The sequence below is a fragment of the Bellilinea sp. genome, assembly GCF_034432615.1.
Lineage (GTDB): Bacteria > Chloroflexota > Anaerolineae > Anaerolineales > Anaerolineaceae > Bellilinea.
The window spans coordinates 1-11,528 of sequence record NZ_DAOUBL010000005.1; the positions used below are offsets into that span (position 1 = coordinate 1).

The window sequence follows — 11,528 nt, forward strand, 5'->3', positions numbered from 1 at the left end:
TGATGATTGGTTTATTGGGCATGCGCCGCCGCATCGCCGATTATGACCCCGCCCAGGGTTTTGAAACGGCTCATCTCATCATCACAATTGCGGGGTTTATGGTGGCACTGTCGGTGCTGATTTTCCTGATTAACCTGTTTGTCAGCGCCAAACGGGGCGAAGTGGTGACGGAGAATGTGTGGCAGTCGCGTTCGCCGGAATGGACTATCCTGCCTACCCCCGCGCCGATGCACAACTACCCCCAGCCGTTTCGAGTGGTGGGTGATCCGTACGACTACGGGCTGAAAGGCGCCCGCTATGTTGAAGTCTTGCCCCAGCAGGCGGGTGATTGAGGAGAAAAAAATGCAAAAAGCAAAAATGGACGAACTCAAACGAGGTGTGCTGGTCTTTTTAGGGCTGGCAATCCTTACGGTGGTGGAGTACTACCTTGGCACCCATGAAGCCGCAGCGATATTTCTATGGGTTGTGGCTCTACTCAAAGCCGGTCTGGTGCTGGTTTACTTCATGCACATCGGACGGGTCTTTCGCTCGGAAGGAGAACACTGATGACTACTCACGAAGCCACCCTGACTTCCTATAAACAAAAACTGGCGAACAACCGTCTGGGTCTGTGGTTGTTCATTCTCTCCGATTCTTTTGTGTTTGCGGCTTTGCTGGTCACCCGCTTTTACCTGCTGGGTGATAAACGTCCGCATCTGGAACAGGAATTGGGTCTGATCGTTACTTCGGTACTGTTGATCAGCTCGTTTTTTGCCAACCGGGCCGAAGTGCAAATTTCCAAAGGCAACCGCAAAGGCTTCTTAACCAGCATTCTGATCACCATGCTTTTGGGAATTGGCTTTCTGGTCGGTGTGGTAGGGTTCGAGTGGCGGCTGGCGCCGTTCGGGCCGGCGGATGGCCCGGAAGGAGCGGTTTTTTTCATGATGACCGGCATGCACGCTTTTCACGTTTTGACCGGTGTCATCTTCCTGTTCATCGTTTACCGCAATGGCCTCAAAGGGCATTACAGCCCGGAAAAACATTGGGCCGTGGAAGCAGCCGCTAACTACTGGCACTTTGTGGATGTGGTGTGGATTTTCTTCTACCCGGCCCTGTATCTGATCGGTACTATCTGATTGAAGGAGCAGGAATGCAGCGGACGATCTGGTTGATTGGTATGGGTGTTTTGGCAGGCTTGATCGCGGTGTGGCTGCTGGCCTTTGCCCAGCCTTATTCCTTTCATGGATCGCTGATCGAGCCGCCGGTTGCTGCTCCGCCTGTTGAACTTGCCCGTGCCGATGGATCGCTGTACCGCTTGAGCGACCAACAGGGGAAAATCACGTTGATTTTTTTCGGGTACACCACCTGTCCGGACTTTTGTCCGGCGACGATGGCCGAGATGAAACGTGTCAAGGCGGATCTGGCGGCATATGCGGATCGTCTGGATGTGGTTTTTATCACGGTTGATCCTCAACGGGATAGCCCACAGCGGATTCAATCCTACGCAGCCGGTTTTGATCCGCAATTTATCGGTCTTTCCGGCAGCGAAGAAGCGTTATCACCCATCTGGAAGGCCTACGGGGTCTATCGCCAGATTCAGGAAGGTCAGACTGCCCTCGGTTATCTGGTAGATCATTCGACCCGCGTTTATTTGATTGATCCTGCCGGTAATTTAAGGATGACTTTTTCCTACGGCACCCCGCCTGAGGATATCGCCGCGGATATTCGCCAGATTTTGAAGGAGAAGTAAGATGTCTCCAGCGGTTCAGGCAGCCTTACGGCGGTTGTGGTGGAGTTTGCTGATCAGTTCGGTTTTTGCCTTTGCGGTGAGTGAGGTATCCTACCAGCTGGTCAAGGATCAAAGTGAGCGTCCGCCTCAGGTGGTTGAAATTCTCATTCCGGCAGGCACGGCGCAGCAGATCGCAAATGGTGAAAACGGTCCGGCCTTGCCGGAAATGAAATTCGTGGAAGGCGACACTCTGGTTGTGCGCAATCTGGATGATGTTTCTCATCAGTTAGGACCGTTGTGGGTCCTGCCGGGTTCCAGCAGCCGGATGACGCTGGACCGCCCCAGCCAGTACACGATGGAATGCAGTTTCCAGCAAACCCGCTCATTGGGGATTGATGTGCTGGCCCGCGCCAAAGCCTCAGACCGCGTATTCGGGATTATCTCGATTGGTTTCCCAACCTGGATTTTATTGTGGCTGTACACCCTGGTCGTAAAACCGCTGCCGGGCAGTGAAAATGAACATGCCGTCAGCGAGGCAGGATAAAAGCATGAGAAGCCGCTTGTTGACGCCGCGCTGGATTTTGACCACGCTGCTGGTGATTGCCGCTGTGGCGGTCATGATACGACTGGGTCTCTGGCAGTTGGAGCGGCTGGCCTGGCGGCAGGACTTGAATCGGCGCATCACAGCGCAGTTGAACGCCCCTCCGCTGGATTTGAACGGTGAAATTCCCGTCAGTCAATTGACCGATATGGAATACCGGATGGTACAGGTCAGCGGTGTTTATGATTTTGAACACGAATTTTTGTGGCGCAATCAGGTCTGGGACAATCAGGCCGGCTATCACCTGTTCACCCCGCTGCGGATTGATGGCTCGGATTGGGTGGTCTATGTGAATCGCGGCTGGATCCCCCTGGATCAGGCTGATGCGGAAAGCCGTCTGCAATACCGCCAGAGCGGAGTTGTTTCACTGACCGGCATGCTTCGCCGGCCGATACCGAAACCGGCAATTGGGGGGGTGGCGGATCCGCCAGCGGGTACGGTTCAACCGCGCCCCGAGGCATGGAACTGGGTAGATCTCAACCGCTGGCAGAATGAAACCGGTCTGAACCTGCTGCCGGTTTGGGTTCAGCAGGCACCGCAGGGGGCTGCCCTGCGCCTGCCGTATCCATCCCTGCCGGATATTGAGATCACCGAAGGCCCTCACTTTGGGTATGCGCTGCAATGGTTTACCTTTGCGGCAATTCTGGCAATGGGTTACCCCTTTTTTGTGCGTAAGCAACTGGAGAATAAAGCCGAATCGGGGGAAAAAAATGGGAATAGCGAGGCGATTGAATTCGGGGAGGAAATTTATGAACATTGAGAACAAAACCTTGCGTTACTGGCTGCTGACAGCAGCAATTTTAACTTTTGTTTCTTTGATGATCGGCTACGCAATGCGGTTCAACCCGGTTGGACAAGGCTGTCCGGATTTCCCGACTTGCTACGGACAGTTAAATTTTCCTCAGGAAGCCGCAGCCCGCGTGGAAATGGCTCATCGTTTAGTCGCAGCGCTCAGCGGTCTGATTACGTTGGGGTTGACGATATGGGTGTGGGTCAGGCAGCAGGGTGGTTGGCTGAAAATGAGCCTGACCATTGCTTCATTCTTCTTCCTTGCTCAACTGCTACTGGGTGCGGGGCTGGTTGGACAGGCTGATTCGGTCTGGATGGGTGTCGGGCATCTGGCAGCGGCTCTGCTGACGATGGCAATGCTCAGCACGGCTCTGGTGGTTTCGTTTGTTTCGTCACCTGATGCTCGCCGTCCCGCTCCCTTTTTGCATTCTCACCTGCAACAACATTCGTTTATCGTTCTTTTGGTGGTGTTTGCTTTGATGATTTCGGGGGTGCTGGTGGCGCGGCTGGATGCAGGCAGCGCCTGCTCCGGTTTTCCGTTGTGCGAAGGGGGGCTGCCTGTCAGCGGCTTGGGATGGCTTGCGCTGGGGCACCGTCTGTTTACTTTACTGGCTGCCGCTCTGGCAGGTGCGTTATTTCTTTTTACGCGCCGCGCTTATGCCGACCAGCCGCTTGTGTTGAGCTCTGCCAGTGCACTCATCGTACTCTTTGGCGGACAGGCGTTGATTGGCGCGCTCAAGGTTCAAGGTGATTTTCCTCTCGATCTGGTGGTGGTTCATGCGGCGATTACCGCGGCAATTTGGGTGGCACTCATTGTGCTTTTCAGTGCATCGGTGTGGCGGGGAAGAAGCCCTGCAGAGGAACGACAATCGGCTTCCATGCCGCGGGTACGGGGAGTACAACGTCTGAAAGCCTACCTAATGTTGAACAAGCCGATAATTGTTGCATTGCTCCTGGTGACGACTTATGCCGGAATGGTGGTGGGCGGCAAAGCAATCCCACCTTTTTGGCTGACTTTCTGGACATTGCTGGGGGGTGCGCTGGCGGCAGGTGGTTCCAGCGCGCTGAATCAGTACATTGACCGGCAAATTGACGGCGCAATGCAGAGGACAGCCAAACGCCCGATCCCTGCCGGCATTTTGACACCGGCGGAGGGGTTGGCATACGGCATCGCTGCCTGTCTGGCGGCCTTTTTTCTGCTGGCAGGCTTTGTCAACCTGCTGGCTGCCTTGCTGGCAGTGGCCGGCATGATTTATTATGTGTTGATTTACAGCATCTGGCTTAAACACCTGACGGTGCAAAACATTGTGATTGGCGGTGGGGCGGGCGCCATTCCGCCCCTGGTTGGCTGGGCGGCTGCTACGGGCAGTTTGAATATCCCCTCGCTGTTCCTGTTCGCGCTGGTTTTCATGTGGACTCCGCCTCACTTTTGGGCGTTGGCATTGGTACGCGCCAAGGATTATGCCCGCGCCGGTGTGCCGATGTTGCCGGTGGTACGAGGGGAAAAAGAGACCCGCATTCAAATCTTCATCTATACGCTGGAATTGGTTGGGCTGACCTTGCTGATGCCGCTGTTTAAGGTTGCCGGCAGTATTTTCCTGATTTCTGCGCTGGTGCTGGGGTTGTGGCTGATTTACACCGCCTGGGATGTGCTGCGCAAACCGGGCAATAAAGTTGCCTGGCGCATGTACCGTTATTCCAGCATGTATCTGGCTTTTATTTTTCTGGCGCTGGTGGTGGATGTACTGATATAATTTCCCGCCATCATGAACACCGGGTCCACAAAGTCAAAGATCTGGATATGGATAGCAGGCTGGCTTTCCATCGTCCTTTTAGGCGCAGATTTTTATAACTGGGGCAAACTTCCCCGTTTGATACTGGGTATGCCGGATTGGGTCTGGTTCGACCTCGGGCTGATTTTGTTGACCGCTCTGATGTTTGCCTTTCTCAGCCAGCACAGCTGGGAGGACGAGTGACCCTTAAGGTTTTCCTGCTTTTATCCTATCTGATCGTGCTGGTTGGGCTTTCTGTTCTGGCAAGGCGGAAAATCCCTCAGACGCCGGAAGGTTATTTTCTTGCCAACCGTTCGTTGGGCTTGCTGGTTTTGTTCTTCAGTCTGGTTGCAACCAATTTTTCGGCCTTCTTCTTTTTAGGATTTGCGGGGGCAGCGTGGAAAACCGGTTTTGGACAATACGGCATCATGGGGGTGGGAACTGCGTTGGTTCCTCTGGCATTTTATTTGATTGGGCGGCCGGTTTGGAGATTGGGAAAACAAAAGGGCTACCTGACTGCACCTGAATTAATTGGCGGCGAGTTCAATAGCCGTTTCCTGCGCTGGCTGGTGATGGTTGTAATGGTGGTTTTTACCCTTCCCTACTTGCTCACCCAGGCGATTGGCGCGGGCATTTTACTTTCTTCTTTATTCAATGTGGATTTATTAAGAGCAGGGGGTGCGGCCACCATTCTGGCGATTGGCGCCACAGTTGTTTTTGGCGGGATGAAGGCTTCGGCGTGGACGGATGTGCTGCAAGGATTTTTGATGATCGTTGCAATGATTCTGGCGGTGGTTTTTGTGAGTGCCGGTCTGGGGGGCTGGCAGAGCGCCGGTGAAACAGCTTTTCTGGCTTCTCCACAGCACTTTACTCGACCCGGGCCGGATCAATTTTTTCAAATGACCACCTGGTTTTCCTATCTGCTACTTTGGACGTTTGTCAATCCGTTATTTCCGCAGGTGTTTTCGCGATTTTATGCAGCAAAAACGCTTGATTCTCTCAAAAAAGTAACTTGGTTGTATCCTTTACTGGTCAGTTTTCTGTTTCTGGCACCGGTAACCATTGGGGTATGGGCGCGGGGGACGTCTTTGAGCGTTTCCAACCCGGATATGATTTTACCGGCAATGGTATTGAGTTATGCGCCGGAATGGGTGTATGTATTTGTCATAATAGGCGCAATGGCAGCGCTCATGTCAACCGCCGATTCGCAATTGCTGGCTCTGGCAACCATGTTCTCACATGATTTTGGAATTGCCCGAAATTCGACCCGTGCAGGGCGCTGGCTGGCGCTTGGATTGTGCGTTTTGATTGCGCTCTTTCTGCTGAGCGGCCTTGATCCACAAATTCCAATTTTTACATTGTTGACGCAAACCACTTTTGCAGGACTAATTGCTCTGACCCCTGCGACGCTGGCAGCGTTGTACTTTCCTCAAGTTCATAAAATTGCCCCAATCCTCTCGATCATCATCGGAGAGGTGATGGTCATCCTGCTTCGAACGAAAATCATTCCGACCCTGGGTTTTGTGGATGGAATTGTTGTGCTGGTGGCTGCTTCACTGACCCTGCTGGTGGTTCACAGGATTGAGGCTGCCCTCCGTAGAGTTGCCCCGCTCAGGGGTTAGGGGAAGTCAGGGTTATGGAATGAATGGTGGAGGGGGAATTGGACAGTGATGCCAGATACCCGTAAAACTCAACTCCCTCCGGGTTGTCCGTTTGAGCGCGGAATTTTTCTGCCCAACGGTAGCCAAAGGATTGGTATAACAACTCAATTTCCACTTTGAACGGGGCGGTAAAACCAGCGGTTTTGATGCGGTATTGAACTGTATCGCTACCGCCGAAAAAATCCGGGTCCTGGGCAGCCTCACCATATACACCAATATCCGTGCTGACATGGCTTTTATCAAAGCCGCGCGGCAGCAGACGGTTATCCTTCAGGTAGCGCTGCGCGCGCAACAGGGTAGTTGTTACTTTACCATCCGGGTCGCCGATAATCGGTTCATAAATCTGCACCTGATCCGGGCTGGTGATGACCTGATAATGGGGTTCATAATTCCCTTCATCGAGGTCATTATCGTTGCCAGTTATCAAACCATTCCTCTGCCAACCCCCGGATTCAAACACCAAATTCCCATTGGCATCTCTTACCTTCAGGTGCAGCCAGGCGCGCCTTGACGGGAAACTGGTGGGGAATTTGTGGCCGGTCAGAACCTCAACGGTGACGTTAACAATCAACTCATCGTCTTGCTGTTGGGCCTCTGCACTCAGGCGGGCAGTGTTTTGCTGAAGCTGCTGAAGGGTGAGCAGGCGGGCCTGTTCCAGTTGTTCGGCAGTGGCTGAGGTATTCAACGCATCCGGGTTGGCAGCCAGCAGTTCCAGCATGTAGCGGTTTCCGCCAATAAAGGTGTGCTGCATTACCGGGCTACGCCTGGGGCTGCCGGTGTTGGCAATCGGGGCTTCGCCTTCCACAGCCGGCATGTGGCAGGTTTGACAGGATGAGGTACTGGTGAATTCCGAGGCCAGCCATTCCAGATGCGGTGTTTGTTCCGGGAACAAATCCGTGCTGAGCTTTCCCTCACTGGTGAAATAGGGAGTATAGAGATTGTGACACACGGCACATAATTCGGATTGGGTGACATGTTCGGATTGAACCGGCTGGTAACCAGAGGCATTGCGCATGACGGCTGCCATGTTCTCATCCACCGCAAATCGCCCATAAGCGGCGCGCTCGCCCGGTTTCGGCTCTTTTTCAAAGAGGTAACCGCCGCTGTAACTTTCCATTTTCCCAAGGTTATCCCCTTGAATTTGATGGCAAAGCGAACAGGAAACTCCATCTATTGCCAGCGGATAAAGCGGATGGGTCGGGTTGAGGTATCCTGCATCTGGCAGAAGTGCGGCAGATTGTTCCGTCAGGAGGGCGGTGTGATGTGCCATCCCGATGTGGCAGACCGCGCATTTTTCTTGTATGGCTTCGGCGTAATCCGGTTTATGGAGCACCTCAGAGCGTACCGATGCGCGGTAATAAGGGTCGCGCGCGCTGTTTGCCATGATTGAAGCGCGCCAGGCAGTTTCAATGGAAACATCTTGTCCGGCGCTGTCTTTCAGGGCAGTATGGCAAAATCCGCACTCGCCCGAAGCGGAAAAATGGGTGCTGCGCATGCGGGGTAATTGACCGGTTTCCACCACGGTAAGCGGGGTGGCAGTCGTAGGCTGAGCTGGTTTCGGTGTACCACAACCCACCACCAACCCCAGTACTACCAGACTGGCAAAAGCGAAGATGCGTGCAACACTGGCTTTCATTTCCCCTCCCTCTTTTGTAGTCAACCTGAGTCCATTCCCTGACCCCCCCCGGAGTCGGAAAAAGGGGTTATTGCAAACGAAGCAAAATTTTACCCTGACTCCATAACTCTTCCAGACGGTAATATTCTCGCTGTTCGGGAGAGAACAAATGCACGATCACATCTCCCAAATCAACCAGCACCCAACCGCCCTGTGCATAGCCTTCTTTTTTACCGATCATTTGAAATTCTTTTTTGACATTTTCCAAAACGGCATCGGCAAGGCTTTCGATCATCCGTTCGCTGCTGCCGGAACAGAGGATGAAATAATCGGTAAATGTGGCGATATCCTGAATGTCCATTAGCAGGATATTTTCACCCTTTTTGTCCTCCAGGGTGTTGACAATACTACGGGCAACTTCGATTGGTTTCAGAATTCACCTCTCCAATTGAATTTTGAGTCTATTTTATCCATTCAAAGGAAAGTGCGCCAGTGGTGTGTAAATGGCACCTGCTGGTTTGAGAACGCTTCGGAATAGGATCAGCTGGCTGGCGGTCATGCTCCCCAGTGTGCCAACGGGTTTTTGGGCAATCGTTTCGCCTAAGCGGGCAAGTTCAGCGGGGGAGGCTTCGCGATTGACCCGTCCCAGAGTCAGGTGAGGTGAGAAGGGGCGTTCTTCGCGGGGGTAGCCAATTTTTTCGGCTGCATCTTCGAGGGCTTGCTGTAGCCTGATCAAGGAAGGTGGTGCCTGCACGCCAACCCAGATCACGCGCGGACGCTTGAAATTTGGGAAAGCCCCTAATCCGTGGATTTTTAATTCAATCGGCCGCGCGGCTGATGCAATTGGGCGAATTTCAGCGGAAAGGCGATCCAACTCATCCGGCTGGGATTCCCCAAGAAATTTGAGGGTCAGATGAATGTTTTCGGGCCTGACCCATTTAACATGCCGGCTGCCGGTTTGTTGCAGATCAAGAACAATCTGTTCCAGTTGCTTCTGGATAGGGGGGGATAATTCGATGGCGATAAAAGCACGGATTAACATCACTCACGGTCAGTATACCGAGAGGGTTTAGGCATGTCAAGTTGGATTGGTGAGAAATAAGGTAAAATGGGGGATAGACTGTTTGCCGGGAGGATTATCTTTTGAGAAGGTTTATTCGGGATTACTTCATTCTGGCTCTGGTTTCCGGCACAATCATTGCGCTGGATCAGTGGACAAAGTTCATTATCCGCCAGAATCTGGCTCTGGGCGAATCATGGATGCCGCTGGAGTGGTTGGCTCCGTATGCCCGCATCGTTCACTGGTACAATCGCGGGGTCGCTTTTGGGTTATTTCAAAATGGCGGCGATTGGTTTGCGATTCTGGCAATTGTCATTGCGCTCGGCATTATTTATTTCTATCCGCGGGTTCCGGCTGAAGACTGGGCCTTGCGAACTGCCATGGGCTTGCAATTGGGCGGGGCGGTTGGTAATCTGATTGACCGGCTGACAGTGGGACATGTAACCGATTTTATTTCAGTTGGGACATTTCCGGTGTTCAATATTGCCGATTCGAGCATCACAATTGGAGTACTGGTTTTGATTTTGGGCGTCTGGCTGCAGGAACGGCGTGAAAAACAGGCCAAAATGCAGCAAGACGGTGGGGAAGAACATCCTTCTGAAAATGTGAATTTCAGCAAAGCCAATGAGTGAACAGGTTGTCCGATTTGAATATCAAGGCGCAGGCAATGAGCGCCTGGATAAAGTGCTGGCGGCGCATTTTCCCGAGCATTCCCGTTCGCGTATGCAGGGATTGATTCGGGATGGTTTCGTGCAGGTCAACCAGAATGTGGTGACGAAAAGCGGTTTTATGGTCGAAAATGGGATGACCATCGAGGTGTGCCTGCCATCCGTCCAGCCGGTTGAACTGCAAGCCGAGTCGATTCCTTTGAAAGTAATTTTTAATCATCCCGATGTTCTGGTGGTTGATAAACCGGCCGGGTTGGTGGTTCACCCGGCTGCCGGACATGAAAGCGGCACACTGGTTAATGCCGTAATGGGGCTGATACCCGACCTCGAAGGGATTGGAGGAGAACTGCGCCCGGGCATTGTTCACCGGCTGGATAAAGATACTTCCGGTTTGATTCTAATCGCCAAGAACGAACGCGCTCACCGTTTTCTGCAGGATCAATTCCGCCTGCGGCAGGTTAAGAAGGTCTATCTGGCACTGGTGGACGGTAAGCCGCCTACACCCAACGGCAGAATTGAAGCGCCCATTGCCCGCGATCCGGCTCGCCGAAAACAGATGGCGGTTGTATCGCCGGGTAAAGGGCGCGAGGCGGTGACCGAATACTTTACCCGCGAAACCTTTGCCCAGCACACCCTCGTTGAAGCCCATCCTTTAACCGGAAGAACTCATCAAATCCGTTTACACCTGGCGTTCATTGGCTGCCCGATTGTGGGAGATACTCTTTACGGCAGGCGGAAGGTCAGCCTGGCGCTGAACAGGCACTTTTTACACGCTGCTCGTCTCACCGTGCGCTTGCCCGGCGAAAAACAACCGCGTACCTTTGAGTCACCCCTGCCTCCTGAACTGGAACAGGTTTTGCAGCAATTACGTAAATCCTGAATTTTTAAGGTGGACAGCATGGAAAAAATCATTGATTTGCGCTCCGATACGGTCACGCATCCTACGCCTGCGATGCGCGAAGCAATGGCAAGGGCAGAGGTGGGGGATGATGTGTATGGCGAAGACCCCACGGTAAACCGTCTGGAAGAACTGGCAGCCGATCGAATGGGCAAGCAAGCCGGTTTGTTCGTTGCCTCCGGCACGATGGGAAATCTGATTGCGGTGCTGGTGCACTGTCAACGCGGCGAAGAGGCCATCATGGGGCATTTGGGGCATACTTTTTTGTTTGAGGCGGGCGGTGTTTCGGCGCTGGGAGGTGTGTTTGTGCATACCCTGCCAAATCAACCGGATGGCAGTATTGCGCTGAGTGATCTGAAGGGTGCTATTCGTGGGGCGGATATTCACCAACCGATCAGCCGATTAATCATTTTGGAGAACACTCATAACCGCTGCGGCGGGACGGTGCTGGATGGGGAATATACCCGCCGGGTAGGTGAATTAGCCCACCGCCACGGCTTGAAATTGCATCTGGATGGGGCGCGTATTTTCAACGCTGCGGCTGCTCTGCAAGTACCTGTAAGCGACTTAACCGATTCCGCCGACTCGGTCACTTTTTGCCTGAGTAAGGGATTGTGCGCACCGGTGGGTTCGGTGTTATGTGGTTCAAAGGAATTTATTGCCAAAGCCCGCCGCCTTCGGAAAATGCTGGGAGGGGGAATGCGGCAGGCGGGTGTACTGGCGGCCGCCGGGATTGTGGCGTTGGAAGAGATGACC

General features: G+C 53.3%; 14 protein-coding genes and 1 pseudogene. 12 read left to right on the forward strand and 3 right to left on the reverse strand.

Annotation, left to right across the window (positions count from 1 at the left end; translation table 11 throughout):
• The 9 genes and pseudogenes from VAE48_RS00380 to VAE48_RS00420 form a co-directional block, all read left to right on the forward strand.
• A pseudogene (locus VAE48_RS00380) lies at positions 1-332 on the forward strand (cytochrome C oxidase subunit I); the annotation flags it as partial.
• Between the two features lie 10 nt (positions 333-342).
• The gene (locus tag VAE48_RS00385) at positions 343-546 is read left to right on the forward strand and encodes a cytochrome C oxidase subunit IV family protein (RefSeq protein WP_322791327.1); all 204 of its coding nucleotides are present in this window, start codon (positions 343-345) and stop codon (positions 544-546) included.
• Complete coding sequence (locus VAE48_RS00390; protein WP_322791328.1) at positions 546-1,115, forward strand: cytochrome c oxidase subunit 3; 570 nt, start codon at positions 546-548, stop codon at positions 1,113-1,115. Before VAE48_RS00385 ends, VAE48_RS00390 begins: the two co-directional genes overlap by 1 nt.
• Positions 1,116-1,129: 14 nt before the next feature.
• Positions 1,130-1,729, forward strand: a complete 600-nt coding sequence (locus VAE48_RS00395; protein ID WP_322791329.1) for an SCO family protein — start codon at positions 1,130-1,132, stop codon at positions 1,727-1,729.
• 1 nt (position 1,730) lies between these two features.
• Positions 1,731-2,252 carry a hypothetical protein gene (locus VAE48_RS00400; RefSeq protein WP_322791330.1) on the forward strand — a complete coding sequence of 174 codons (522 nt, stop codon included), beginning with the start codon at positions 1,731-1,733 and terminating at the stop codon, positions 2,250-2,252.
• A gap of 4 nt (positions 2,253-2,256) precedes the next feature.
• Positions 2,257-3,069 (forward strand): SURF1 family protein, encoded by an 813-nt coding sequence (locus VAE48_RS00405; protein WP_322791331.1) that lies wholly within the window; start codon positions 2,257-2,259, stop codon positions 3,067-3,069.
• A complete protein-coding gene (locus VAE48_RS00410; RefSeq protein WP_322791332.1) occupies positions 3,059-4,852 on the forward strand; it encodes a heme o synthase in 1,794 nt (597 codons plus the stop codon). Before VAE48_RS00405 ends, VAE48_RS00410 begins: the two co-directional genes overlap by 11 nt.
• Positions 4,853-4,864: 12 nt before the next feature.
• Positions 4,865-5,074: a hypothetical protein gene (locus VAE48_RS00415; protein WP_322791333.1), complete on the forward strand. Its 210-nt coding sequence runs from the start codon at positions 4,865-4,867 to the stop codon at positions 5,072-5,074.
• Positions 5,071-6,492 carry a sodium:solute symporter family protein gene (locus tag VAE48_RS00420; RefSeq protein WP_322791334.1) on the forward strand — a complete coding sequence of 474 codons (1,422 nt, stop codon included), beginning with the start codon at positions 5,071-5,073 and terminating at the stop codon, positions 6,490-6,492. The genes VAE48_RS00415 and VAE48_RS00420 overlap by 4 nt, the downstream gene beginning before the upstream one ends.
• Here the strand turns inward: VAE48_RS00420 and VAE48_RS00425 are convergent.
• The 3 genes from VAE48_RS00425 to thpR form a co-directional block, all read right to left on the reverse strand.
• The gene (locus tag VAE48_RS00425; protein WP_322791335.1) at positions 6,482-8,167 is read right to left on the reverse strand and encodes a hypothetical protein; all 1,686 of its coding nucleotides are present in this window, start codon (positions 8,165-8,167) and stop codon (positions 6,482-6,484) included. The two genes, VAE48_RS00420 and VAE48_RS00425, sit on opposite strands and share 11 nt — an antisense overlap.
• Positions 8,168-8,234: 67 nt before the next feature.
• On the reverse strand, positions 8,235-8,582 hold the full coding sequence (gene rsfS, locus VAE48_RS00430) for a ribosome silencing factor (protein WP_322791340.1): 348 nt from the start codon (positions 8,580-8,582) through the stop codon (positions 8,235-8,237).
• A gap of 30 nt (positions 8,583-8,612) precedes the next feature.
• Positions 8,613-9,188 (reverse strand): RNA 2',3'-cyclic phosphodiesterase, encoded by a 576-nt coding sequence (thpR, locus tag VAE48_RS00435; RefSeq protein WP_322791336.1) that lies wholly within the window; start codon positions 9,186-9,188, stop codon positions 8,613-8,615.
• Between the two features lie 101 nt (positions 9,189-9,289).
• Between thpR and lspA the strand changes: the two genes are divergently transcribed.
• The 3 genes from lspA to VAE48_RS00450 form a co-directional block, all read left to right on the forward strand.
• Positions 9,290-9,838, forward strand: coding sequence for a signal peptidase II (lspA, locus tag VAE48_RS00440; protein WP_322791337.1), 549 nt, complete (start codon positions 9,290-9,292; stop codon positions 9,836-9,838).
• Positions 9,831-10,754 carry an RluA family pseudouridine synthase gene (locus tag VAE48_RS00445; protein ID WP_322791338.1) on the forward strand — a complete coding sequence of 308 codons (924 nt, stop codon included), beginning with the start codon at positions 9,831-9,833 and terminating at the stop codon, positions 10,752-10,754. Before lspA ends, VAE48_RS00445 begins: the two co-directional genes overlap by 8 nt.
• An 18-nt stretch (positions 10,755-10,772) precedes the next feature.
• Positions 10,773-11,528 (forward strand): GntG family PLP-dependent aldolase (locus VAE48_RS00450; RefSeq protein WP_322791339.1); only part of this gene is annotated, 756 nt, incomplete at its 3' end.